The following is a 23,619-nucleotide window of genomic DNA, read 5'->3' as shown; positions in this document are numbered from 1 at the left end:
GCCTCTCTACGATGCTCAAATGGGAGGGGCCTCTTTCTTTCCGGGGGGGTCTGTGAAGCCGAGCCTGTCCGTGGAGGAGCAGGTTGAGCTCCTCAGGCGACGTGGTCTCGTCGTCGAGGACGTGTCGGTGTGTTCTGAATTCCTAACCGCGAATAACTACTACAGGTTCTCCGGGTATGCGCGGTACTTCCAGCAGGCTCCACATCTGGGCGACGATGACTTCCGTCCAGGCACGACCTTTCACGAGATCCGGGCGATCTACGAAGCCGACGAAGCGCTGCGGATCACGCTCGCGGCGCCGCTCGCCTGTGTCGAGCTGTTGCTACGGACCCATACAGCACGTGTGATCGCGAATGCCCATGGCCAATGTGGGCGATACCTCGAGGAAGATTTCTACACCGACGTCGGCCAGGGTGAACGAACCGTTGAGTCGTGCTTGCGCGACATCGAGCGGAGCAAGGAGCGCCACATCCTGCGCTTCAAGACCACGGACGCGGGAGCACCAGACTTCAGCGAACTGCCCGTTTGGTCGGCCGTCGAGGCATGGTCGTTCGGCACACTGTCGAAGTGCATCGAGCGCGGGGCGCTGGGTACGCTGGCCGACACCGTCGCGACCAGTCTCGGAGTAGCCAAGGCCGGTTTTGCCTACCGGGTGAGGGCCCTGGTCTACCTCCGTAACCGCTGCGCTCATCACAGCCGACTGTGGCACCACTCCGTCATCGATGCTGGACCCACACCGAACAACGTACGCGTCAAGGCCAAGAAGCAGGCCGGACAGTTCGAGCCGCGCTCGGTGCTGGACGTTGTCGCGTCGCTCGACGACGTGCTGGTCCGCAGCGGGACTGCGAAACCCGTTCTGTCAGTGCTCATCCAGCAACATCCTCGCGACTCCCTATTCTGGCAGGGGCTCGCCCGTCCGCAGAACCCGCGCGACCATAGGGCCTGACCCATGGCATGTCTCGCAGAGAATGACATCATGGCCCTCAACCTGCGGTAGGTAAGGTCGCAAACGGGGCTGCTGCAGCCTCAACTGGGGGTCGGCGCGCAGTGTGAGAAGTATCAGGATCCTTTGTGATCATCCTTCGCCCCAAACGGGAGTGACCAGTTACCACACGCGAAACGCCCAACGGCGCACCACACGCACCGGCGCGCCGCTGGCTACACGCCCGGCACAACGCGCCCCGCGCCACGATCAACGGCGCTGCCATCACGCGCCCACGGCCGACGATTCTGGCATGTCAGCGTTGGACCGCACGAACAGCGGGCTGTTGCTCTCTAACTATCTGACCGGCGCTGGATACGCCGAGCTATCTTGGTATCGGCCGAAATCCGCAGCTCACCACGTGTGTGATTTGTTGTAGATGCTGTACGTGCCACCCCGGGGGCACTGCGAACAGCTGGTAAGCCACCGAACCCGGTATTCGCGGGCGCGGTGGTAGTGCCCTCGGTCCGCGTCATTCATCGCAGTCGTGCTGTTTCGAAGAGCCGTCGAGGACACGTTCGACGTGGGCGAGATAGTCGAGCAGGTCGCCGATTTCGGTCAGCGGGACGCCTGCTCCGGCCAGGGTGCGAACTTGGACCAGTCGCATGAGGTCGGCGGATCGGTAGCGGCGTTGGCCGGAGCTGTCCTGGCGCGGTTCCGCGACCAGGCCCTGCTGGTGGTAGTGGTGCACTGCCGGCACCGTGACACCGGCGAATGCCGCCGCCTGGTCGATGGTGAAACCGTCCCGTGTGGGGGTCGCCGAGACTTGTTGTGCCATCGTCGAATGCCTAACTTCCGGTGTCTGCTCCGCTGGCGCGTTCGATGGCTTCGATCAGCCGTTCGCGTTGGCGATTGCGCCACGATTCCCCCTCGTAGTTGCGCGCGAAGGTCTCGATGAACTCCACCGGGTCCGTTCCGACGATGTCGCGGAGCGGGGTTCGGTCCGCGGCACCCTGTTCGAACAGCTCGGCTAGGTCTTCGAACATCGAAACATCGCTTCCCGCACCGGAACTCATCAGGTACTGCTGGAAGGCGTCGACCGCCGTGCGATAGGGCTCGGCGAGCTGCTTCACGCGAGCCTGGTACAGCCGCCACCGCCGCTTCTCGCCGAGATCGCCGATCACCTTGGAAATGAACATGATTATTTGTCTCCTTCGTTGTGGAGCTGTTCGAGCCGTTCGGAAAGGAAGCCCCAGGTCTTCCAGAACTCGTCGAGATGGTCGCGTCCTCGCGCGTTGAGGGAGTACACCTTGCGCGGCGGGCCCTTTTCGGACGGGATTTTCGCCACGTCGACCAGGTCCTTCTTCTCGAGCCGGACGAGCAGGGCGTAGATGGTGCCCTCGGCGATATCGGTGAAGCCCTGCTCCCGCAGTCGCGCCGTGATCTCGTAGCCGTATGCCGACCGCACGGCCAAGATTGCCAGGACGATGCCTTCCAGCGTGCCCTTGAGGAGTTCGGTCATCTGCTTGCCCATGAATCACCTCCCATCGCTAATCAGTGTTGCTAGCTACTGGTAGATAGTAACACTTAGTAGTGGCGATGCAAGCCTCCGGCTCCGCGGTCACCTTTCCGCCCCGCCATCCGTCAATGCATCGGAACACCGATTCGGATGGAGGAACCACCGCAATGAGCGGAATCGAGGTGTATGGCACGGTCGCAGCCGGATTCGACGCTGTCCGTGCGGAATTCGCGGACGTGGTCGCCGGGGAGGGCGGTGCGCAGTTGGCCGCCTTCGTGCGGGGGCGGCGGGTGGTCGAGCTGTGGGCGGGCGACGAGGTCGGGCCGGATACGTTGACGGGGCTGCATTCGTCCACCAAGGGAGCGTCGGGACTTGTTGTGGCGCTGCTGATTCAGGACGGCGTACTCGACATCGACCGTCCGGTCGCCCACTACTGGCCGCAGTTCGGGGTGGCCGGTAAGCGCGACATCACGGTGCGCGACGTGCTTGTGCATCGGTCCGGAGTCGTCGGGGTCGACGGTGGTTTCGCCGTCGCCGAATTGGCCGACGATCGGGTCGTCGCCGAACGTGTTGCGCGACAGCGGCCTTGCTTCGCGCCTCGCACCGCGCACGGTTACGGCGGGTTCGTCACCTATGCCATCGTCGGCCGGGTGGTGCACCGGATCATCGGTGCGACGATCCAGGAGCTGTTCGAGGAACGCATCCGCGCGCCCTACGGGCTGGATGTGTATCTGGGCCTGCCAGAGGAACTGGACCACCGGTATCTGCCGATCCTGCCGTGGCGGGCGACGCCGGAGATGGAGGCGGCGTTCGAGGCCGCTGTCCCCAATCCGCACAGTCTCGCGGGCATCTCCTACAACCTCGGCCACCGCGGGTTCGGTCCCGCCGATGTCATGACCCTGCCCAACGATGCGACGTTCCGCCGTCTCGGCCAGGCATCGGGCGGTGGGGTGGGCAGCGCCACCGGGCTGGCGTCGATGTATGCCGCGGCCATCTCCGGGCTGGACGGCCGCGCACCGCTGCTGAAACCGGACACCATCGCCGAGATCGCCATGATCCATTCCGGCGGAAGGGATCTGGTGCGCGGCGACACCGCACCCTATGCGGTGGGCTTCGAGGCCAAGGCCCTGATCCACCCATTCCTCGGCGTACACGCCTTCGGCCACACCGGATCCGCGGGTTCGGACGGCTTCGCCGATCCACACAGCGGCCTCACCTACGGCTACACCCGCCGCCGAGCCGCATTCGCATTCAACGCCCCGGAGAACGCGCGGCTGGCCGCCGCACTGCACCGGGCAGCCACCGAATTCATCGGGAACGGGGAGAACTCATGAGCGCGCGGTCCATGTCGCGTCGACGCACCCGGTTGGCCATGGCCGCCCGATGGCTTCCCGGCACGGTGCTGCTGGCCGAAACCGCGGTGGGCGCGTACTGGGATCTCGCGCGGGTCGCGACCGTGCGGGAGGTCCTCGACCAGCTGGGATATCCGAGGTACTTCGCCACCATCCTGGGCACGGCCAAGCTGGCCGCGATCGCCGCGCTGCTCGCACCGGGATATCCCCGGACGAAGGAATGGGCCTACGCCGGACTGGTTTTCGTCTACGGCGGCGCGGCGGCCTCCCATGCCGCGGCGGGAGACGGGCCCGACAAATGGGCGACACCTTTGGTTTTCGTCGCCAGCGCACTGGCCGCTCGCGAATTGCGAAGGCCGTAGGTCGCCGCGGGACAATCGTCGGCGAATACTTGTGGAGAGGTAAAACGTGAACGAGCTCGATGTGCTGGCCGAGCGGTTCGAGAACCATCGCGATCATCTGCGGGCCGTCGCCTATCGGATGCTCGGGTCGATCACCGAGGCCGAGGATGCGGTGCAGGAGGCGTGGCTGCGGTTGGCGGGGGCCGATGCCGCGGGGATCGACAATCTCGGCGGTTGGCTGACGACGGTGGTCGGGCGGGTATGCCTGGACATGTTGCGCTCGCGCCGATCTCGTTCCGAGGAACCGCTGGAGCCGGGTCATCTGCCCGATCCGGTTGTCATCCGCGACGGGGAAGCGGGGCCGGAACAGCAGGCGCTGCTCGCCGATTCGATCGGTATGGCTTTGCTCGTGGTGCTGGAGTCGCTGACTCCCGCGCAGCGGCTGGCATTTGTCCTGCACGATATGTTCGCCCTGCCCTTCGAGCAGATCGCGCCGATCGTGGACCGCACGCCGCAGACCGCCAAGAAGTTGGCCAGTCAGGCGCGCCGCCGCGTCCGCGGCGAGGCGGCGCTGCCCGATCCGGACCTGCCGCGGCAGCGCCGCATGGTCGAGGCGTTTCTGGCCGCCGCGCGCGACGGCGACTTCGATGCCCTGCTGACCCTGCTCGATCCGGATGTGGTGCTTCGTGCCGACGCCGGTGCGGCGGTGCCGGGCGGGATGCGGGTGCTGCGCGGCGCGGCCGTCGTGGCGGGGCAGGCCGAGACCTTCCGGCGCATGGCTCGGCGCTGCGTCAGCCATCCCGTGCTGGTCAATGGCGTTGCCGGGCGGGTCAATACGGCGGACGGCGCGCTGGTGTCGCTCATGAGCTTCACCGTCGTCGGCGAGCGGATCACCGCCATCGACATTCTGTCCGATCCGGACCGCCTCGCCCGGCTCGACCTCGGCGAGATCGTCGGCTGACGGTGCTGGCCCGGACTACAGCCGGGCCAGCTCCCGCTCCAGGTCGTCCAGCCCCAGCGACCCCATCGACAGCGCCGCCATATGCCATGCCTTCAAATCGAATTCGGCTCCCTTGGCGGCCTCGGCCGCGGCGCGGCCGCGCAGCCAGGCGCGCTCGCCGAGTTTGTAGCCGATGGCCTGGGCGGGCCAGCCGAGGTAGCGGACGATCTCGCTGTCCAGCAGGGGGCCGGGCAGGCCGCAGTAGGTGCCGAAGAATTCGCGGGCGGGGCCTGGCAGCATGGTTTCGCCGGGGCGGAAGGGGGAGTGTGCCGGGAATTCGAGTTCCAGGTGCATGCCGATGTCGAGGACGACGCGCAGGGCGCGCAGCATCTGGACGTTCAGGTAGCCGAGCCGATGGCCCGGGTCGGTGAGGTAGCCGAGCTCGTCCATCAGCCGCTCGGCGTACAGCGCCCAGCCCTCCACGTTCGCACTCACCATGCCCAGGCTCACCTGGTACTTCGACAGCTTGTCCGCACAGTAGGTCCACTGGCCGAACTGCAGGTGGTGGCCCGGCACGCCCTCGTGATACCAGGTCGACACGTGCTCCCACTCCGGGAACCGGGTGCGGCCGAAGGCCGGGAGCCAGGTGCGGCCGGGGCGGGAGAAGTCCAGCGACGGCGGGGTGTAGTACGGCGCGGAGGCCGATCCGGGCGGCGCGATCTTCGACTCCACCCGCTCGAGCGGTTCGGCGAGATCGAAATGGGTCCCGTTGAGGTCGGCGATGACGCGATCCATCAACCCCTGCAACCAGATCCGGGCCTCCTCGACCCCCTCGATGGCCGGGCCCTCGGTCGCCAGCCACTGCATCGCCTCGCCGGGTGTGGCGCCGGGCCGGACGCGCTCGGCCTCCTGACGCATCTGCTTTTCCAGGTCGTGGAACTGCTCCCACCCCCACTCGTAGGCCTCGTGCAAATCCAGGTCGGCGCCGTTCCAGTAGCGGGCCAGCAGGCGGTAGCGCCGCTCGCCGACCGCATCGGGCGTACCGGCCGTCGCGGGCAAGTAATCGGTGCGCAGCCAATCGCGAATCTCGGCGATGGCCTTGGCCGCGGCCACCGCACCGGTTTCCAGCTCAGGACGCACCGATTCCGGTGCGGGCGAGATCAATTCGCCGAACCAGCCGCCGGGGCCACCGGCCACCCACTCGTCCAGCTGCTCGATCACCGTGGTGACCTGACGCGGCGCGGCCAGCAGCCCGCGGCTCTTCCCAGCCGTGAGCGATTCGGTGTACTGCTGTACCGCCAGCGGCATGCGCGCCAACCGGGCGCCGATATTGCGCCAGTGGTCCTCGGTTTCGGTGGGCAGCATGGTGAAGATCGAGCGCAGCAGGTGCAGCGGGGATTCCATATTGCGGACCGTGCGCAGGAACTCACCCGAGTCATGGACGGCCAGTTCGGCGGTCAGGCGTTCGCGCAGCAGTGTCGCGCAGCGCTGCTCACCCGGATCGTCGCCCGGTTGGGCGGCGTCGAGTTCGGCCAGCGTCCGACGGGCCAGATCGGCCACGGCGGCCGTACCCGCGGGGGAGTAGTCGGGCAGCCGGTCGTCGGCGGGATCGCCGAGCCCCAGCTCCACCGCGACGAGCGGATTCAACTCGGCTATCGCATCGACGAACCGATCGGCAAGCTTGCGCGCGGAAGACTCGGTAATCATGAAACTCATTGTTGCCGAGGAAGTCTCGCAATGTGATCGGCAATTGATGTTCGGTTCGTCGGAAGGGTTCCGAACAATCCGCCCGGCGCGTTCACTTGCCAATCGGACTGCAAGATAATGCTGGAGGAAGTGGCGTGTCCGAATTTTCTGTACAGGGGCTGGGGATCTCGCAGCTGGTGGGGGAGTTCGGCACTCCGCTGTACGTCTACGACGGTGCGGTCATCGAGCGCACCTACGCCGAGCTGCGGGCGCGGCTGCACGAGGCGATCGACATCTTCTACTCGCTCAAGCCGAATCCGAACGTCAGCATCGTGCGGCTGCTGCACCGCGCGGGCGCGCTGGCCGAGGTCTGCTCCCCGGGCGAGCTGGCCAGTGCGCTGCGCGCGGGCGTCGCACCGGCCGACATCCTCTACACCGGGCCGGGGAAGAGCCGCGTCGATCTGCGCCACCTGGTCGATCTCGACATCCGGGCGGTGATCTGCGAATCCTTCGAGGAGTTGGCCGAACTCGACGAGCTGGCCGCCGCGGCCGGGCGGCGACCGCGGGTGCTGGTGCGGGTCAATCCGGCCTTCGGCGTGCGGGGCGGCCGGCTGACGATGGCCGGTAAGCCCCGCGAATTCGGCATCGACGAGGAACAGGTGCTGGCCGCCACCGATCTCGTCGCGCGCCACCCCCATCTGCGCGTCATCGGAATCCACTGCTTCACCGGCACCCGCATCCTGGATGCCGGTGTCGTGGTGGACAACACCCGCCGCATCCTCGATCTCGCCATCAAGGTGAGCGAACAGCTCGGGATCGAACCGGAGCTGGTCGATATCGGCGGCGGGATCGGGATTCCCTACTTCCCCAACGAGCGCGCGGTCGACCTCGACGCCCTCGCCGCCGGCGTGAACGCCGCGGTCGCGGAGTTCCTGCTGCGATATCCGCGGGTGCGAATCGCCGTGGAGCCGGGGCGTTTCCTGGTCGGGCCCGCCGGTACCTACGCCATTGCCGCCCGTTCGGTGAAGATCTCGCGCGGGCAGCGCTTCGTCATCACCGACGGCGGCACCCATCAACACATGTCGGCCGTCGGCACCGGCACCTACCTCAAGCGCAACTTCCCGATGGCGCTGCTGAGCGATCCGGACCGGGAACCGGCCGGGCCGTGCACGGTCACGGGTCTGCTGCTCACCCCGACCGACATCATCGGCAAGGATGTGGAACTGCCCGAGATCGCCACCGGCGAGGTGCTCGGAGTCTTCCAGTCCGGCGCCTACGGGCCCAGCGCGTCGATCACCTACATGAACGGGCGCGGCTATCCGGCCGAGGTGCTGGTGCACCAGGGCCGGGCGCATCTGATCCGCTCGCGCGACACCGAGGACGACCTGTTCACCCGCCAGCATCTGGTGAACTTCGACGAGGATCCGCTCGTGGCCGAGGTGTACGCCGAGATCAGGCGGATGGCCGGGGGCGAATCCGGTGCGGAGGTCGGCGAGATCTCCCGTGACACACTGCTGTTCGACGATCTGGCCCTGGACTCGCTGTCGATCGTGGAACTGCTGACCCGGCTCGAGGACCGATTCGGGGTGGTCGTCGATCCCCACGAACTCGATCCCGGCACGGTCCGCACGGTCGGGTCGATCACCGACTTCGTCCTCGCGTATCGGCGCGAATCATGAACCACGCGCGGCTGTTACACGAACTGCTGGACGAGCGTGCCCGCACGAGTCCGGACGCCGTCGCCGTCACCGCGGCCGAAATATCGCTGACGCAGGCCGAATTGCGGCAGGCCAGCCTGCGATTGGCCGGATGGCTGACCGCGCTGGGGGTGCGTCGCGGCGATCGGGTCGCGGTACGACTACCGTCGTCGGTGCTGGTTCCTGCTGTGCTGTACGCCGTTTCACGGATCGGCGCGGCATTCTGCGTACTGCACGAACAGGTGCGCGCGCCGGCGCTCGAGCATGTGCTGAGCGATCTCGAACCGGTGGTTTTCCTCACCGGCGATCGAGATGTGCTACCGCACAGCGGAACTGCGGTGCACGGTGCCGGCGACATCGCCCGCGCGGCGGCCGAGCACCCGCCCGCGACCGATGTGACACCCGTGCGGGGCACCGATCCGGTATGCCTGATCTACACCTCGGGCAGCACATCGCGCCCGAAGGCGGTGCTCACCGAGCAGCGCCAGCTGATGTTCGCGGTGCGGGCGATCCATGCCGAAATCGGTTACACCCCGGCCGATATCGTCTTCGTCCCGCTGCCGCTGGCCTTCGACTACGGCCTGTACCAGCTGTTCCTCGGCGCGCTCGGCGGGGCGCACATCCACCTCGGCGCACCCGCCGAGGGCGGTGCCGCGCTGCTGCGGGGGGTGGAACGGGCGCGGGCGACCGTGCTGGCCGCGACGCCCCCGATCGCGGAGACGCTGGTCTGGCTGTTGGACCGGGCGCGGACCCGGCCGGACGCGCTGCGGCTGATCACCACCACCGGTGCGGCCCTGTCCGCGCCCACCGCGCGGGCCCTGCGGGCGGCGCTGCCCGGCGTGCGGTTGCAGATCATGTACGGCCTCACCGAATGCAAGCGGGTGTCCATCATGCCGCCGGACGAGGATCTGCGGCGGCCGGGCGCGTCCGGGCGGGCGCTGCCCGGAACCGAGGTGATTGTGGCCGGTCCGGACGGCGCGGCACTGCCGATCGGCGAGATCGGCGAATTCGTGGTGCGCGGTCCGCATGTGATGGCCGGTTATTGGCGGCGTGCCGCGCTGACCGAGCAGACCTTCGGCACCGCGCCCGACGGCGAGAGATTCCTGCGCACCGGCGATTTCGGTTGGTTGGACGCCGACGGTTATCTGTATGTCGACGGCCGTCGCGACGATGTGTACAAGGAGCGCGGCCACCGGGTCAGCGTGCTCGAGATCGAGGCGGCCGCGCGGGCGGTGCCCGAGGTGCGCTCGGCGGTGGTGGTGCCGCCGGGGGCGGGCGGGAGCGCCGTGCTCGTGGTGTCCGGTCCGGTCGTCCCGGCCGCGTTGCTCGTGCGGTTGCGTGCGCTGATCGAGCCGTACAAGGTGCCGCGCGAATGCGTCGTGCTCGACGAACTGCCACTGACGCCGAATCGGAAGGTGGATCGGCGGGCGGTCGCCGAGCTGGTCCGATCCCGGCAGCGGGAATTCGTCCAGCCCTGAAAATTTCGAGCCCCTATTCGAAGCCCGCGACACGCGAGGAATCGGGTGATCGCCCGCACCGAGGATGTTACCCGTGCTAATTTCACGCCCGTGGCTGCCATGAACCGCCGTAGGCCGGTCCTCTCGGCGGCGGCATCGGTGCTCGTCGCGGCGCTTTCGGTCACGGCGTGCGGCTCCGATACCGCATCGAGGGATTCGGGTTCCCCGTCCAGTGCTGTGGCACAGGACAATACGAAACTGTTTCGCGAGATCTACACCGAGCTCGTGAACACCGATACGTCGCATTCCACCGGCAGCACCACGGTCGCCGCGAATGCGGTGAAGAAGCGCCTGCTCGATGCCGGATTCGCCGATTCCGATGTGCAGATCTTCGAACCGGCGGACCGCAAGGGCAATCTCGTGCTGCGGTTCACCGGCTCCGGACAGCGTAAACCGATGCTGCTCATGGGCCATCTCGACGTGGTCGAGGCCAAGCGCGAGGACGGGTGGTCGACCGATCCCTACAAGCTCACCGAGCAGGACGGCTACTACGTCGCCCGCGGCACCGCCGACGACAAGGCCATGGTGGCCGCGCTGGTCTCGGGCCTGATCCAGCTGAAGCGGGAGGGTTTCCGGCCCAATCGCGATCTCGTGCTGGCCCTGACCGCCGACGAGGAGGCGGGCGACCACAACGGCGCGCAGTGGTTGATGGCCAACAAATTCGATCTGGTGAACGCCGAATACGGCCTCAACGAGGGCGGCGACTCCCTGCTGGTCGACGGCAAACCCGCGTTGCAGAGCGTCCAGGTGGCCGAGAAGACCTATGGCATCTACACCGTGGAGGTGAAGGCGAAGGGCGGGCACAGTTCGGTCCCGACGCCGGAGAATGCCATCTACACCCTCTCGAACGCCCTGAATCGCATTGTGGGACTGCGCTTCCCGGCCTCGGTCAGCGACGCGACCCGCGATTTCTTCGCCCAGCTGGCCAGCAAGCGCAGCGGGCCGGAGGCCGACGACATGCGCGCGGTCGCGGCGGGCAATCCTGGTCCGGAAGTGCTGGACCGGCTCTCGGCGGTGCCGGAGTACAACGCCCAGCTCCGCAGCACCTGCGTGGCGACGATGCTGAAGGCCGGCGAGGCGGAGAACGCGCTGCCGCAGACGGCCAGGGCCACGGTCAACTGCCGCATTCTCCCGCAGGACGATCCGGACGATATCGACCGCCGGTTCCGGGCGGCCCTGGGCGATGTCACGGGCGTGAACATCGCCCGGGAGCTGAATCCGGCGGGCGGCATCTCACCGGTCACCGGCGATGTCATGGGCGCGGTCACGGCATTGACGAAGGAGATGTTCCCGACCGCGGCGGTGAGCACCATGATGTCCACGGGTGCGACCGACAGCAGTTACGCCCGCAGCAAGGGGATTCCGATGTACGGGATCAGCGGGCTGTTCATGGAGCAGTCCGACGCCGAGCGCATGCACGGCGTGAACGAACGGGTCCCGATCTCCTGGCTCGACACCAGCCGGGAGTTCATCTACCGCCTGATCAAGCAGCTCTCGCAATAACTTTCGCTTACAGAGCGCCGCGGATGGTGTCGCGCAGCCAGCGCTGCGCCGGATCGGCGTCCAGACGCGCATGCCAGAACAACCGCACCTCGACCTCGGGCAGTTCCGCCGGAATCGAGAACCAGCGCAGGCCCAGGCCGCTGCCGTACCGTTCGGCCAACCGGCGCGGGACGAGCCCGACGTGATCGCTCGTAGCCACCAGCAGCACGGCGACCGCGTGGGTGGGCACGACCGCGGCGACGCGGCGAACCAGGCCCGCGGCCTCGAGGACGTCGTCGAGCGGTCCGCGGGTGCGTCCCCGGCGCGAGGACGAGACGTGCGGATAACGGCACAGCTGAGCCAGGGTGGGCTGGCGGTGCTTGCCCAGCGGGCTGTCGGCGCGGACGATGCCGACCACCTGTTCGCGATACAGCAGGGTCGTGCGAATGTCGGGGGCCGCGATCTCGCCCGCCCCGATGTCCAGGTCGATCGAGCCGTCGCGCAGTGCCTCGATGCTCTCGGTGCCCTCGGTGACGAAGCGCAGCGTCACGCCCGGCGCCACCGCGGCCGTGGCCTCGACCGCCGCCGCCGCGAGCGTCGCGGCGATGCCGTCGTTGATGCGAATCGTGAAGGTGCGCCGCAGGTCCGCGATGCGGAGCTCGCGGTCGGCGCTGATCAACGCCGCCGCCTCGTCTAGCAGTGAGCGCACTCGCGGCGCGGTGCGCAGTGCGAACGGCGTCGGGGCCATGCCGCGACCGGCGCGCACCAGGATCGGATCGTTCATGGCGCGCCGCAGTCGGCCCAGGGCCCGGCTGGTCGCGGGAATGGACAGTTGCAGCCGCTCGGCCGCGGCGGTGACGCCGCCCTCGGCGAGCAGTGCGTCGAAGACGCGCAGCAGGTTCAGGTCGAGCTCGGACATAGTTGCATAATATGCAAGTATTCATTAACAAAGTTGCGTGGCGCGGAGTAAGCCCACGTCCCTAGCGTCATGGCATGCCAACGAAAACGCTCCTTCACGATCGCGCCGCGCCGCCGATCTCGTATCGCCCCCTGCTCGCGACCATGTGCGCCTGCGTCGCGCTCGTGGTCGGGATGGTCGCCGCGATCAACCTCGCCGTCCCGATGCTCGCCGCCGACGCCCTGCGCCCGTCCGCCTCGGCGCTGGTGTGGATCGTGGACACCTATGTGATCTGCTTCGCCTGCCTGGTGATTCCCGGCGGCGCCGCCGGGGATCGCTTCGGGCGCAAGGGGATTCTGCTCACCGGGCTGCTGCTGTTCGCGGCGGGCGCGCTGCTGTCGGCGGCGGCGCCGAATGTGGCCGTGCTGCTCGCCGGGCGGGCCGTCACCGGTATCGGCGCCGCCGCCGTGCTGCCCAATACCCTGGCCGTCCTGCTGCACGCCGTGCCCGGGGAACGCCGGGCCGGGGCGATCGCGGTCTGGGCATCGATGACCGGAATCGGCGGTGTCGTGGGCAATGTCGGTGGCGGAGCGGTGCTGTCGGGCGGCTCGTGGCGCTGGCTGTTCGTCGCCGCCGTGCCGATCGCACTGGCGCTCGTCGCGCTCGTGGCGTGGATCGCGCCGGTGTCGCCGCGGCACGACCACGGCCTCGATCTGCTGGGCACGCTGCTGCTCATCGGTGCGTCGGTGGCACTGCTGTTCGGCATTGTGCAGGGGCCGGAGGCGGGTTGGGCCAGTGCTGCGGTGATCGGCGGATTCCTCTGCGCGGTGGTGCTTTTCGCGGCGTGGACGCTGGTCGAACTGCGGTCTCCGCATCCGCTGCTGGACCCACGGCTGTTGCGCCTGCCCGAGCTGCGCGGCGCCTGCCTCGGGATGACGGCGATCTTCTTCGGCATGTTCGCGCTGTTCTATGTCAACGCGTCGTTTCTGCAGTACGCCAAGGGATTCGGGGTACTGGCGACGGGCCTGGGGATCGTGCCGCTGACCGTTCCGATCGTTCTCGGCGCACGGCATGTCGGACGGCTGTCCGCACGCATCGGCCTCGACGCCACCGTCGCGCTGGCGTTCGCCTTCGTCGGCTGCGGCCTGCTGGGTCTGTCCACCGGCGGCGCGCGAACACCCTATCCGGCCTACGCGGCCTGGCTGGTCGTCACGGGAATCGGTGTGACCCTGGCACTTCCGACGCTGTCCGGCGCCATCGCCACCGCGCTGCCCCCGGCGCGGGCCGGGGTCGGGGCCGGATTGCAGGCCACCACCCGCGAATTCGGCAGCGCCCTGGGCGTCGCGGTCATCGGCACCATCCTCACCGCTCGCTTCGTCGCCGCGCTGCCGCCCGACATTCGGGCCGACGGCGATCCGCACACCGTCGCCCAGGCGCTGGCCGCCGCGCCGGACCGCGCCGATGCCGTTGTCGCGGCCTTCGTTTCGGCCACCGAGGGCGCGCTGCGGGTGATGGGCGTGGCCGTGCTCGTCCTGGGCGCGCTCGTGGTGGGTCAGTCGCTGCTGCCGCGAGCGCGGCGGTAGGTCAGGCGGCCAGTCGCAGCAGGGCGTAGTGCGCGGTGCCGCCGGGACCGGTGTGGGTGCGGAACAGATCGGCGAGCTGATGTACCAGCAGCAGGCCGCGGCCGCCGAACTGGCCGGGCTGGGGTGGGTGGCGGCCCGCCAGCGGGTCGGTGATGTGGCCGGTGTCGCGGGTCTCGCAGACCAGATGGTCGCCGTGGCGGTACAGGCGCAGCAGGCAGATACCGTCGGCGTGCTCGAGGCTGTTCGTCACCAGCTCGGTCACGATGAGCTCGAGATCGGGGACACGGGCGGGGTCGAGGCCGAGGCGCAGCGCGAGATCGGCGGCCCTGTGCCGGGTCTCGCTCACCTCGGCCGGGGCGGCCGCGACGAAAACCGGTGGCGCGTCGGGCTCGAACAGCGGTTGGTTGTAGCGGTCTACCACCGCGGCGGGCGCGTACTGCGCACTGTCGTAACGCTGCTCGCCTTCCCACACCTCCGGATGGGTCTCGCGGGCGTCGGCCACCGCGACCGGATCCAGCCGGGAGGTGTCGTAGGGGCAGACGATCGTGACGTCGCGCCCGACGAATGCGAAATTGATCAGCGCCTCGTGCTGTGCGCACGCCGGATATTCCAGCTCGCTGCGCCCGGCCCAGATCGGCTCGCCCACGATCCGCACGTGCCGGTCGGGGTGGGCGTCGGCGAACTCGCGCAGCACCCCGGCGATGATCCGGCCGGGATTGCGCCCGGCCTCGCTCATATCGATGAGGGTGATGTGCTCGGCCGCCCCGCCGAGCGCCGACCGCAACAGCCGTAATCGGTCGGGGGGCACCGCGACGGCCACCGGCCCGTCCCCCTCGGTGACGAACGGTACGAGCCCGTCGAGATACTCCGTATCTGTCCGGTAGAACAGGGCCGGATGAACGAACGAACGGGTCATACCGCTTCCTCTACTACCTGCACTTCCGATAACTCCAGGAGCTCCACCAGTCGGGAGACCCCGGGCCACCGGGTCCGCAGCACCAGATCGGCATCGCGGTCGGCGGCGTATTCGGCCAGATCGAGCAGGCTGTTGTGATCCAGAAATTGCAGGTCCAACGCGTCGATCAGCAAACGATCGCCCGTGGGCGCCGGTTGGGCCCGGCGCAGCGTTGTGCGGAACAGCGCCCGGCTGGACGCGTCCAGCTCACCGCCGAGGACGGCGGAGTGCGCGGCGGAGCCGAACAACCGGAAGTCGGTGGTGGTATTGGCATTCGGATGCAGGCACGCCAGCTGGGCCAGCGCCACCGGGCGCACCTCGCGGCGCCGATAGGCGCACATGGCCGAAAACGGTTGCGTCGCCATGTAGCGGTCCACCAGATGTTCGTAGCGGGTGAACGCGGCCAGCTGTGCGGGCGTGCGGACCAGGGCGGTGGCGTCGGCGGCTACCCGCAGACCGGTGAAACCGGCGGCCAGTGCTGCCTCGGTGGCCGCGGCATAGGTGCACACCTGGTCGATGGGATCGACGACGGTGCCGGACGGATAGAGGGCGTCCACCGACAGCACCCGGGTGCCGCCCTCGCGCGACGCGGCCGCCCAGCCGTCGATATCGGCCAGGTCGTCGGCGGTCGCCTCCGAGGCGACGTACCAGACCTGACAGCCCAGACGCAGCCCCTCGCCGAGGAACTCACGCGCGCGCTCGCGGAACTCCTCGGGACGATCGAAGGCCCAGCAGACATGGTCGTGGGCCCCCATTCCCTGCGCCCGCTGGATCAGCCCCGACCTTCGCACGGCACCGAGTCTAACCCTCGGACGCGATGCTGTCCGAGGGGCATTGCCGCAGGTCCACGGGCGTGCCGGTGGTACGCCGGAACAAAGTCAGCCCGCCGCCTGGGCGCGCAGCGCGTCGAAGAACCACCAGGCCCCCACCGCCGCAACGGGAATCCCGATCACCACATTGCCGACCACCGCCCCGATGGCACCTGCCGCGGCGGCGGTGACCAGGCAGCCGCCCAGAAAGCCGGGCACCGCGAGGACGCCGATGGTCGGCACGGCCGCTGCCGCCCCAACCAGCGCGCCGCCCGCGATACAGCCGATCACCGCGCCGACGGCGGTGCCGAGCAGGGTGCCCAGTGCGACGCCGAGGCCGAGCTGGGTCGCGAAGTTCATGACCGAGGTGTTGAACGCGGGCGACTGCGGATCGATGGCGATCTCGCCGGCGCGCGGATTCGGCGCGAGGACGGCGTGTTTCGGATCGGTGTCGGGGGTGAGGGTGACGGTGGTGGCGTCGATCGCCGCGCCGATCGGGTAAACCGCGTCGTCGCGCCGATAGCTCAGCGGCACCGACACCGCCGTCGCGCCGGATGGATCGAGCAGTTCCAGGCGGCCGTCGCGGGCGACGAAACCGCCCTTGTCCACGGTGAGTACCACGGACCGGTCGGCCAGGCGCAGCGAATAGCCGATCGACTCCGGCGCCGGATCGGCGGCCGCCCGCCCGGCGGCTCCGCCCACCGCCGCCACCGCGCAGGTCGTTATCACCGCGAACGTCAGGGCCCTCATCATCACGATCACTTTCTCTCGGCGAGACGGCACGAGCGTGCCGTGGGTGAAGGTCGGCGCGGGGATGGGCGAAGTTCCGGCAGTGAGGCGGATCACCGCGCCGCCGCGCAGCCGCTGAAACGCGCGGGCGGTCGCGTCAGCGTCGCGTCAGGGCCCGGGCCGACATTGCTCAACCATGGCCGGGAACTATGAACAACTGCTGGCATCGCCCGCGGCCGATCCGGTCGCCGAATCCGAGCGATCGGGATCGGTCGCCACCGACCCGCGATTTCCCTTGCTACGAAGCGATATTCGCGACGCCGGACTGCTGGACTCGCGGCGACGCCACTATCTGATCAAGATCTCGGTCAATCTCGCGCTGCTGACGGCCTGCTGGACCGCGTTCGCCGCGCTCGGCCCCTCGTGGTGGCAGCTGGCCCTCGCGCCCGCGCTGGCCTTCTGCTTCGTACAGATCGGACTGGTCGGTCACGATATCGGCCATCGTCAGCTCACCCGGGACCGGCGCACGATGGACGTGCTCGGCTATCTGCACTGGAATCTGCTGCTGGGCGCGAGTTTCGACTGGTGGGTCAACCATCACGATCGCCACCACAGCGAACCCAACCACCTCGACCGCGATCCGGATATCGTGCGCCGCAAGGCGATTTTCGCGGCGGAACAGGCCGCCCGGCCGATGAGCGCCGCGCGGCGGGTGATCATTCGATACCAGGACAAGATCTTCTTCCCGATGGCGGCGCTGGAATCGCTGGGGCTGCGGGTGCTGAGCATTCGCGCCATCGCCAGCGGTTCGGTGCGGCGGCCGTGGACCGAGGGCGCCCTGCTCGGGCTGCATCTGGCGGGCTATCTCACCGCCGTATTCCTGGTCTTGCGACCGGGGCAGGCGGTGGCGTTCATCGTGGTGCACCATCTGGTGACCGGGCTGTACAGCGGTTCGATCTTCGCGCCGAATCACAAGGGCATGCCGGTGCGTTCGGATGCCGAGCGGCTGGACTGGATGACCCGCCAGGTGGTGACCGCCCGCAATATCCGCGGCGGCCGCATCGTGGACTATCTGTACGGCGGCCTGAACTACCAGATCGAACATCACCTGTTCCCGTCCATGCCGCAGCCCAATCTGCGCCTGGCCCGGCCGGTGGTGCGGGCACACTGCCGGGCCGCGGGCCTGGACTACTACGAAACCTCGGTCGTGCGCGCCTATGCCGAGATCCGCACGCATCTATGGCGTGTGAGTCGCCAGGCCCGGGCGCGCGACTGATCCGGCGGAGGCGAGCTCCTCGGTGAGCCCGTGGCGACGGTGCCAGCGGGCCAACGGGCCCGGGGCCCACCAGTTCCACGAGCCCGCCAGCCGCATCACCGCGGGTACCAACAGGATTCGAATCAGGAACGCGTCCAGCAGCACGGTCACCACCAGCCCCACGCCCAGCGCGCGCATGAACGAGACCTGTGCCGTCGTGATGGCCGCGAAGACGATGGCCATGACGGTGGCCGCCGCGGTGACGATCCGGCCGGTGCGGGCCAGGCCGAGGGCGACCGCGCGCCGATTGTCCCCGGTGGCGAGCCATTCCTCGCGCATGCGCGACAGCACGAAGATCTCGTAGTCCATCGACAGCCCGTAGGCGATGCAGAGCAGCAGCGGCGGCATGGTGGCATTGGTGTGCCCGGTGGCGACGGTGCCGAGCCCGCCCAGGTGCCCGTCCTGGAAGATCCACACCATCGCGCCGAGCGCGGCGGTGAGCGACAGCAGATTCATCAGCAATGCCTTGATCGGCAGCAGCACGCTGCCGGTGAACAGGAACATCAGCACACAGGTGGCGAATGCGATCAGGGCGAGGATGATCGGCACGCGGTCGGTGACACCGCGCACATTGTCCAGATCGCGCTGCGCCAGCCCACCGAACAGCGTCTCGGCCGGGGCGGCAACGTCTTTCAGTGCGCGCAGCTGCCCCTTGGCCGCGTCGGAGAATGGATCGAGCGTGGTGCCGACGCTCAGATAGACCGCGTCGCCGCGCCGGGCCGAATCCACGGTCGCGGTGCCGAGCCGTGCTCCGCCGGAATAGATTCCGTCCGGCGCGGCCACACCCGTCACCCGCGGTACCCGCGACAGCCGCGCGGCGTAGGCGCTCACCGCGTCGTCCCCGGGCGCGGACGGCAGCACGATGTAGACGGTGCCCTGACTGTCCTGCCCGGGGAATTGGCCGCGCAGGATGTCGCCGGTCTGGCGCGACCAGGCCGAGGTCGGCAGGTTGCGATCGTCGGGATAGCCCAGCTTCGCCCCGAGGAACGGCAGACCGACCAAGACGAACAGCGCGGTCACCGCCAGCACGGTCGAAACGGCGTGGCGCATAGCGAAATTCGCGGTGCGATACCAGCGGGTGGTCGCGGGCGCGCGGGGCGCGGTCGCCTGCCCGATTCGATCGCCGAGCAGCACGATCAGCACGGGCGCCAGCACCAGCGCGCCGACGAGACTGCAGGCGACCCCCGCGATACCGGCGTAGGCCAGCGAGCGCAGGAAGTACATGGGGAGCACGAGCATGCTCGCCACCACACAGCCCAGCGTCAGCGCGGAGTAGACCACGGTGCGGCCCGCGGTCGTCAGGGTGCGGATCAGCGCCCGCTCGCCCGGCGCTCCGGCGGCCCGTTCCTCGCGGTAGCGGTTGAGGATGAACAGGGTGTAGTCGACGGCCAGCGCCAGGCACAGCGCCGTCGCCAAATTCACGGCGAACACCGCGACATCGGTGTAGGCGTGGAGAATTCGCAGGGCCGCGGCCGTGCCGACGATGGCGAACGCGGCCACCGCCAGCGGCACCAGGGCCGCGATCAACCCGCCGAAGATCCAGATCAGGGCGAGAAAGGTGAACGGGGTGGCGATGATCTCCAGCCTGATCAGATCGATCTGGGACTGGCGATTGATCTCGTACTGCGCCAGCGCCTGACCGCCCGCGTGCACCGTCACGCCGTGCGCGGCGCCGACCAGCGGTGCGGCGAGTTCGTGGGCGCGCGCGGGCGCCTGCCGATCGTCACCGGTGACCCGCGCGGCCACCAGGGCGGTGCGATGGTCCGCGCCGACCAGGACGGGGGCGACCGTGGCGGGGGCGCTCCAGTACGAAACCACCTGTGTCGCATGTGCTGAGGCACGCAATGCCTCGACCACCGCCAGCCCGCGGGCCCGAGCCGCGGGGCTGTCGGCACCCGCGTCGGAGCTCACCGTGAACACCAGCGAGGATCCGCCCGCCCCGAACGTCTCGTCCAAAACCCGGGCGGCGCGGGCGGATTCCGAGCCCGGCACGTCGTACCCGCCCGCGGGCAGCATGGTGCTCACCGGCAGGCCGTACGCCCCGGCGGCCACCACGAATACCGCCAGCCACGCCAGCACCCGGCGCGGAGCGCGCAGAACCAGGTCAGCGATCCGAGCCAGCAACACAAACGCCTCCGATCCGGTTGGGCGGCACATGCTTCGAGGAATGGTCAGTGGTGCGCGCCGAGCAGGTCCGCGACCGGGTGGGAGCGGCGCCGCAGCGCCCGGGCGCCGCGGCGGCGCGCCTCGGCGAGGCGACCCGAACCGGTGACATCGCGGGCGATGGCGCGGGCGTCGCGGGCCAGATCGGGCAGCTGTCCGGACGGGACGCGATAGCCGAGGAAGTACAGTCCGGGCGCGTGCCCGAGGGGGCGGCCCCCGTGCGTCAGCGGTCGGCCGCCCACCTCGGCCAGCACGCCCAGATGGCCCACCAGCCCGACCAGGTCCGGGCGCTGGCCGGTGGCCGCGATCACCGCGTCGGGGCGGATGGTCGTCCCATCGGCGAGCACCACCATGTCGCGGGCGAAAGCCGTGACCGCCGAGACGATCCCGATCGCACCGCCGCTCACCGCCGAGACCAGGCCGCGGTCGATCGTGCCCGCGGTGTGCCCGGTGCGTGCCAGCGCGGTGGCGATCCCGTGGCGCGGGGGTGCGAAGCCCAGTGCCGTGAGATCGCCCCACTGCAGGCGATGCAGGAGCAGGCTGGCCCGGTCGACGAGGGGTTCCGGCAGTGGCCAGTGCTTGGCGGCCTGGCTCAGCAGCGAGGTCAGCGGGCTGAGCCGAAACAGCAACGGCGGATTGCGGATCGCCATCCGCACCCGGGCGGCGCCGGAGCGGGCCAGTTCGACGGCGATATCGATGCCCGACGGCCCGCAGCCCACCACCAACACGTCGCGATCGCGGTAGGGTCGCGGTCCCCGATAGTCGCGGGCGTGGGTGAGTTGCCGTGTGTAGGTCTCCCGTCCGGGCCAGTTCGGCAGGTGCGGCCGCTGGTGCAGTCCGGTCGCCACCACCACGTGCGCGGTCCGGATGGCACCGGAGCTGGTGCGCACGGTCCAGTGGTCGCCGGTGCGGTCTATGCGCTCGGCCACCGTGCCGTAGCGCACATCCGGGTCGAGTGCGCGCACGTAGCGCCCGGCGTAGTCGAGGAAGTCCGCGCGGCCGGGCCACGGCCCGTATGCCGCGGGAAGTCGCATTCCCGGAAGCGAACTCAGTGGCCGCCAGGAATTCATCCGCAGCGACGGGTAGTAGCCGTGCCAGGTGTGGAACGGCCGATCGGACCGTTCGAGTATCAGCGGGCGCACCCCGGCCTCGGTCAGGGTCCAGGCCGCCGCGAGCCCGGCCGGACCGGCACCGATCACCACGGGGGTTTGCGGGTCGGTCATCCCGACATGACAGCGTGGAGATCTGAAATTCCGCTGACGCACGCGTGTCGTTGCTGGTCGATAGCCGTCCAAGGGTATCAACACCGCTGGCAAATGATTTTGATCGGAAATTCCTAATATCAACCGGCCACGCACAATTCGCAACGGTGTGTCGCTCGGAAATCGTACTTCTGCTGCTAGGGTCTAGCGCGACCTCGAACTCGTCGAACCTCCATGCACATCTGCGAAGGAAGGTTGAATGTTCACGATGCGTAAAAGGCGGCATCGGCACGGTTTTGCATTGACCGCGGTTGCGGTCGCTCAGGTTGCACTTGCCGCCATTGCCACCGCCTCCCCCGAATGCCCCTGTGCACCGGACGGTCCCGGGGCGGCGCCCGCGGGATTCGTTTCCGACAATCCGGATATGTATACCGGCCCGGTCGACCCGTTGTTGCCGTTCCCGATTCCACCGACCGCGCCGGAGTTCGACCCGTTCTATCATCCGCCGGCCGAACGGTTCGTCGATCTGAAGCCCGGGCAGATCATTGCCGCGCGCAAGGTCAATTTGGCGGGCTGGGGCGTTTTCGGGCCGCTGGATGTCGACGCCTGGCAGCTGTCGTTCCGCTCGAACAACAGTCGCGGCGTGCCGATTCCGGCGGTGACGACGGTGGTGCGGCCGAAGATCGGACCCAACGCGCCGGATCGGAAGCTGTTCTCCTTCCAGGTGCCGGAGGACTCCCTCGCCGAGCACTGCGCGCCCTCCTACAATTTCCAGCTGGCGTCGGTCCCGGCCAACTACATGGGCCAGATCGAACCCTTCGCCGAATTCATTCAGCCGTTCCAGCAGGCGCTGCGGCAGGGCTGGGACATCAACATTCCCGATTTCCAGGGTCCCTACTCGGCTTTCGCGGCCGGTCCGCTGAGCGGGCAGATCACCCTCGACAGCATTCGTGCCGCCGAGAACTTCTACCCGCTCGATCTCAACGGGCGGCACACGCCGGTGACCATGCAGGGCCATCTGGGCGGCGCCATCCCGACCCAGTTCGCCGCGGAACTGCGCCAGTCCTACGCGCCCGATCTGAATATCGTGGGCGCGGCCGTCGGCGGTCCGCCGACGGATCTGGAGGGGATGATCAACTACCACATCAACGACGGCGCGTCCCCGACCATGTTCGACGGTCTGATCGGTCTGTCCCGCGAATATCCCGAGCTGGACGACTATCTGAACAAGAATTTGGACGGCTTCGGTCAGGTGATGCGTGCCTGGCACAGCACCTGGTGCATGGGCTGGTCGAACACCATCGTGCCGATTCAGAACGTGCAGGGCTCGCTGCCGCCGAACTTCTTCCAGGAGCCGCTGGTCCGGCGGATCCTCGACGAGAACCGGATGGGCAACACCATGCCGGACATGCCGATGTACTACTACACCCCGTTCCTGGACTGGGTGGTCCCCGTCCGGATGCCGAACGAACTGGTGGACAACTACTGCCGGGAAAATCCGGATGCGAGCATCCACTATGTGCGCGACCACGCCAGTGAATCCATCACCCTGCCGTACTTCGCGCAGCCGTCGGTGGACCGCTGGCTCACCGAGCGGATGGACGGCATACCCGCTCAGCGAGGGTGTACCACGGTGGACGTCGCGACCATGGCGACACCGAACAATGCGAGCGCCGAACACGGCGGCAACTGAGTAGGTGAACGAAAACAGCCCGGCCGAGTTCGCTCGGCCGGGCCGTTTGTCATCTGGGGTACTACACCAATACCGCGCGCAGCCTATCGCTGGGCTGAATACCCAACTCGCTGTCCAGAATTCGCCGCAGATTACGGAACGCCTCCACCGCCTCGGCCCGGCGGCCCGAGCTCTTCAGCGCGATGAGCAGCATTTCCCATAGTCGCTCGTTGAACGGATCGGCGGCGATGAAGGTCTTGGAGTTGACGATCACCTTCTGGTAGTTCTCCAGGGCGATCCACGAATCCAGCAGGGCCTCGCGGGCGACGGCGCGCAGCTGATGCAGCTGATCGGCGTGCGCCGCCACCACCGGCCCATCCGAGACGTCGGCGAGGGCGTCGCCGCGCCACAGTTTCAGCGAGTCCTCCAGCATCGCCGCCACCACCGAACGGGCCGAGGTGCCCAATGCCAGCGCATGATCGACCTGCTCGGAGAATCGGTGGGCGTCCACGCAGGCGTGGTCGATATTGAGCCGATAGTTCGATGCGGCGGTTTCCAGTAGATCCGGTGCGAGATTGTTTGCGCCGAACCACTTTCGCAATCGTGCGATATGCGCGTGCAGCGCATTGACCGCATCCGTGGTTCCGGACAGTTGCAGTTCCTCGATGAGTTCGTCGCGGCGCATCCACTCACCCGGCCGAATCGCAAGAATTGCCACGATACTGCGCAACTTCCTGCCCGACAGGGGGGCCTCAACTCCGTCCAGTGCGATCTGCACCGGACCGAGCACCGAAATATTGGTTGTCGCCATACATCGCCCCATCATCCAGTACGTGC

The 23,619-nt window shown here is 68.3% G+C and carries 21 protein-coding genes; 10 read left to right on the top strand and 11 right to left on the bottom strand.

Annotated features, from left to right (window positions below; all coding sequences use genetic code 11):
• Positions 1-52: 52 nt before the first annotated feature.
• The gene (locus tag NDR87_RS27020; RefSeq protein WP_251915945.1) at positions 53-946 is read left to right on the top strand and encodes an Abi family protein; all 894 of its coding nucleotides are present in this window, start codon (positions 53-55) and stop codon (positions 944-946) included.
• Positions 947-1,454: 508 nt separating this feature from the next.
• Here NDR87_RS27020 and NDR87_RS27015 read toward each other — a convergent pair.
• Genes NDR87_RS27015 through NDR87_RS27005 form a run of 3 tightly spaced genes read right to left on the bottom strand, consistent with a single transcriptional unit; the run spans position 1,455 to position 2,456 of the window.
• Positions 1,455-1,760, bottom strand: coding sequence for a MerR family transcriptional regulator (locus tag NDR87_RS27015; RefSeq protein WP_251915942.1), 306 nt, complete (start codon positions 1,758-1,760; stop codon positions 1,455-1,457).
• A gap of 10 nt (positions 1,761-1,770) precedes the next feature.
• Positions 1,771-2,121 carry a DUF1048 domain-containing protein gene (locus NDR87_RS27010; protein ID WP_251915940.1) on the bottom strand — a complete coding sequence of 117 codons (351 nt, stop codon included), beginning with the start codon at positions 2,119-2,121 and terminating at the stop codon, positions 1,771-1,773.
• Between the two features lie 2 nt (positions 2,122-2,123).
• Complete coding sequence (locus NDR87_RS27005) at positions 2,124-2,456, bottom strand: PadR family transcriptional regulator (RefSeq protein ID WP_251915937.1); 333 nt, start codon at positions 2,454-2,456, stop codon at positions 2,124-2,126.
• 152 nt (positions 2,457-2,608) lie between these two features.
• Between NDR87_RS27005 and NDR87_RS27000 the strand changes: the two genes are divergently transcribed.
• From NDR87_RS27000 to NDR87_RS26990, 3 genes are read left to right on the top strand one after another with little or no spacing between them, the layout of a single operon-like run.
• Positions 2,609-3,775, top strand: a complete 1,167-nt coding sequence (locus NDR87_RS27000; RefSeq protein ID WP_251915935.1) for a serine hydrolase — start codon at positions 2,609-2,611, stop codon at positions 3,773-3,775.
• A complete protein-coding gene (locus NDR87_RS26995; RefSeq protein WP_251915933.1) occupies positions 3,772-4,155 on the top strand; it encodes a DoxX family protein in 384 nt (127 codons plus the stop codon). The genes NDR87_RS27000 and NDR87_RS26995 overlap by 4 nt, the downstream gene beginning before the upstream one ends.
• A gap of 46 nt (positions 4,156-4,201) precedes the next feature.
• Entirely contained in the window at positions 4,202-5,095 is an 894-nt protein-coding gene (locus tag NDR87_RS26990; RefSeq protein ID WP_251915931.1) for a sigma-70 family RNA polymerase sigma factor, read from the top strand.
• A gap of 15 nt (positions 5,096-5,110) precedes the next feature.
• On the opposite strand, the gene NDR87_RS26985 is transcribed toward NDR87_RS26990, so the two are convergent.
• Positions 5,111-6,781: a DUF885 domain-containing protein gene (locus tag NDR87_RS26985; RefSeq protein ID WP_251915929.1), complete on the bottom strand. Its 1,671-nt coding sequence runs from the start codon at positions 6,779-6,781 to the stop codon at positions 5,111-5,113.
• A 134-nt stretch (positions 6,782-6,915) separates the two neighbouring features.
• On the opposite strand from NDR87_RS26985, the gene lysA reads away from it, so the two are divergent.
• The 3 genes from lysA to NDR87_RS26970 all read left to right on the top strand — a co-directional run bounded on the left by lysA (position 6,916) and on the right by NDR87_RS26970 (position 11,477).
• The gene (lysA, locus tag NDR87_RS26980; RefSeq protein WP_251915927.1) at positions 6,916-8,439 is read left to right on the top strand and encodes a diaminopimelate decarboxylase; all 1,524 of its coding nucleotides are present in this window, start codon (positions 6,916-6,918) and stop codon (positions 8,437-8,439) included.
• A complete protein-coding gene (locus tag NDR87_RS26975; RefSeq protein WP_251915924.1) occupies positions 8,436-9,935 on the top strand; it encodes a class I adenylate-forming enzyme family protein in 1,500 nt (499 codons plus the stop codon). Before lysA ends, NDR87_RS26975 begins: the two co-directional genes overlap by 4 nt.
• A 99-nt stretch (positions 9,936-10,034) precedes the next feature.
• Positions 10,035-11,477: a M20/M25/M40 family metallo-hydrolase gene (locus NDR87_RS26970; protein WP_251916125.1), complete on the top strand. Its 1,443-nt coding sequence runs from the start codon at positions 10,035-10,037 to the stop codon at positions 11,475-11,477.
• A gap of 7 nt (positions 11,478-11,484) precedes the next feature.
• Here NDR87_RS26970 and NDR87_RS26965 read toward each other — a convergent pair whose 3' ends face one another.
• Positions 11,485-12,375 (bottom strand): LysR family transcriptional regulator, encoded by an 891-nt coding sequence (locus NDR87_RS26965; protein ID WP_251915922.1) that lies wholly within the window; start codon positions 12,373-12,375, stop codon positions 11,485-11,487.
• A 74-nt stretch (positions 12,376-12,449) separates the two neighbouring features.
• On the opposite strand from NDR87_RS26965, the gene NDR87_RS26960 reads away from it, so the two are divergent.
• Positions 12,450-13,937 (top strand): MFS transporter, encoded by a 1,488-nt coding sequence (locus NDR87_RS26960; protein WP_251915921.1) that lies wholly within the window; start codon positions 12,450-12,452, stop codon positions 13,935-13,937.
• 1 nt (position 13,938) lies between these two features.
• On the opposite strand, the gene NDR87_RS26955 is transcribed toward NDR87_RS26960, so the two are convergent.
• From NDR87_RS26955 to NDR87_RS26945, 3 genes are all read right to left on the bottom strand, one after another.
• On the bottom strand, positions 13,939-14,853 hold the full coding sequence (locus NDR87_RS26955; RefSeq protein WP_251915919.1) for a sensor histidine kinase: 915 nt from the start codon (positions 14,851-14,853) through the stop codon (positions 13,939-13,941).
• On the bottom strand, positions 14,850-15,683 hold the full coding sequence (locus tag NDR87_RS26950) for an MEDS domain-containing protein (RefSeq protein ID WP_251915917.1): 834 nt from the start codon (positions 15,681-15,683) through the stop codon (positions 14,850-14,852). The genes NDR87_RS26955 and NDR87_RS26950 overlap by 4 nt, the downstream gene beginning before the upstream one ends.
• Before the next feature lie 87 nt (positions 15,684-15,770).
• Positions 15,771-16,454: a hypothetical protein gene (locus tag NDR87_RS26945; RefSeq protein WP_251915915.1), complete on the bottom strand. Its 684-nt coding sequence runs from the start codon at positions 16,452-16,454 to the stop codon at positions 15,771-15,773.
• A 172-nt stretch (positions 16,455-16,626) separates the two neighbouring features.
• On the opposite strand from NDR87_RS26945, the gene NDR87_RS26940 reads away from it, so the two are divergent.
• Positions 16,627-17,706 (top strand): acyl-CoA desaturase, encoded by a 1,080-nt coding sequence (locus tag NDR87_RS26940; protein ID WP_251915913.1) that lies wholly within the window; start codon positions 16,627-16,629, stop codon positions 17,704-17,706.
• Here the strand turns inward: NDR87_RS26940 and NDR87_RS26935 are convergent.
• Together NDR87_RS26935 and NDR87_RS26930 are read right to left on the bottom strand one after the other, a co-directional pair.
• A complete protein-coding gene (locus tag NDR87_RS26935; protein WP_251941233.1) occupies positions 17,668-19,902 on the bottom strand; it encodes an MMPL family transporter in 2,235 nt (744 codons plus the stop codon). The two genes, NDR87_RS26940 and NDR87_RS26935, sit on opposite strands and share 39 nt — an antisense overlap.
• Positions 19,903-19,916: 14 nt before the next feature.
• Positions 19,917-21,131, bottom strand: coding sequence for an NAD(P)/FAD-dependent oxidoreductase (locus NDR87_RS26930; RefSeq protein ID WP_251915912.1), 1,215 nt, complete (start codon positions 21,129-21,131; stop codon positions 19,917-19,919).
• Positions 21,132-21,369: 238 nt separating this feature from the next.
• On the opposite strand from NDR87_RS26930, the gene NDR87_RS26925 reads away from it, so the two are divergent.
• Positions 21,370-22,803 (top strand): lipase family protein, encoded by a 1,434-nt coding sequence (locus NDR87_RS26925; protein WP_251915910.1) that lies wholly within the window; start codon positions 21,370-21,372, stop codon positions 22,801-22,803.
• Between the two features lie 61 nt (positions 22,804-22,864).
• Here NDR87_RS26925 and NDR87_RS26920 read toward each other — a convergent pair whose 3' ends face one another.
• The gene (locus NDR87_RS26920) at positions 22,865-23,593 is read right to left on the bottom strand and encodes a BTAD domain-containing putative transcriptional regulator (protein ID WP_251915908.1); all 729 of its coding nucleotides are present in this window, start codon (positions 23,591-23,593) and stop codon (positions 22,865-22,867) included.
• Between the last annotated feature and the right edge of the window lie 26 nt (positions 23,594-23,619).

The sequence above is a fragment of the Nocardia sp. CDC159 genome (assembly GCF_023740735.1).
Taxonomy (GTDB): Bacteria; Actinomycetota; Actinomycetes; order Mycobacteriales; family Mycobacteriaceae; genus Nocardia; species Nocardia pulmonis.
Note: the sequence above shows the minus strand (reverse complement) of the source record. Positions and strands in the feature narration are given on the sequence as shown.

Coding starts and splice junctions, on each gene's coding strand:
- NDR87_RS27015 (WP_251915942.1), bottom strand. CDS start 1,760: ATGGCACAACAAGTCTCGGCGACCCCCACACGGGACGGTTTCACCATC.
- NDR87_RS27010 (WP_251915940.1), bottom strand. CDS start 2,121: ATGTTCATTTCCAAGGTGATCGGCGATCTCGGCGAGAAGCGGCGGTGG.
- NDR87_RS27005 (WP_251915937.1), bottom strand. CDS start 2,456: ATGGGCAAGCAGATGACCGAACTCCTCAAGGGCACGCTGGAAGGCATC.
- NDR87_RS27000 (WP_251915935.1), top strand. CDS start 2,609: ATGAGCGGAATCGAGGTGTATGGCACGGTCGCAGCCGGATTCGACGCT.
- NDR87_RS26995 (WP_251915933.1), top strand. CDS start 3,772: ATGAGCGCGCGGTCCATGTCGCGTCGACGCACCCGGTTGGCCATGGCC.
- NDR87_RS26985 (WP_251915929.1), bottom strand. CDS start 6,781: ATGATTACCGAGTCTTCCGCGCGCAAGCTTGCCGATCGGTTCGTCGAT.
- NDR87_RS26975 (WP_251915924.1), top strand. CDS start 8,436: ATGAACCACGCGCGGCTGTTACACGAACTGCTGGACGAGCGTGCCCGC.
- NDR87_RS26970 (WP_251916125.1), top strand. CDS start 10,035: ATGAACCGCCGTAGGCCGGTCCTCTCGGCGGCGGCATCGGTGCTCGTC.
- NDR87_RS26965 (WP_251915922.1), bottom strand. CDS start 12,375: ATGTCCGAGCTCGACCTGAACCTGCTGCGCGTCTTCGACGCACTGCTC.
- NDR87_RS26960 (WP_251915921.1), top strand. CDS start 12,450: ATGCCAACGAAAACGCTCCTTCACGATCGCGCCGCGCCGCCGATCTCG.
- NDR87_RS26955 (WP_251915919.1), bottom strand. CDS start 14,853: ATGACCCGTTCGTTCGTTCATCCGGCCCTGTTCTACCGGACAGATACG.
- NDR87_RS26945 (WP_251915915.1), bottom strand. CDS start 16,454: ATGATGAGGGCCCTGACGTTCGCGGTGATAACGACCTGCGCGGTGGCG.
- NDR87_RS26940 (WP_251915913.1), top strand. CDS start 16,627: ATGGCCGGGAACTATGAACAACTGCTGGCATCGCCCGCGGCCGATCCG.
- NDR87_RS26935 (WP_251941233.1), bottom strand. CDS start 19,902: ATGTGCCGCCCAACCGGATCGGAGGCGTTTGTGTTGCTGGCTCGGATC.
- NDR87_RS26930 (WP_251915912.1), bottom strand. CDS start 21,131: ATGACCGACCCGCAAACCCCCGTGGTGATCGGTGCCGGTCCGGCCGGG.
- NDR87_RS26925 (WP_251915910.1), top strand. CDS start 21,370: ATGTTCACGATGCGTAAAAGGCGGCATCGGCACGGTTTTGCATTGACC.
- NDR87_RS26920 (WP_251915908.1), bottom strand. CDS start 23,593: ATGGCGACAACCAATATTTCGGTGCTCGGTCCGGTGCAGATCGCACTG.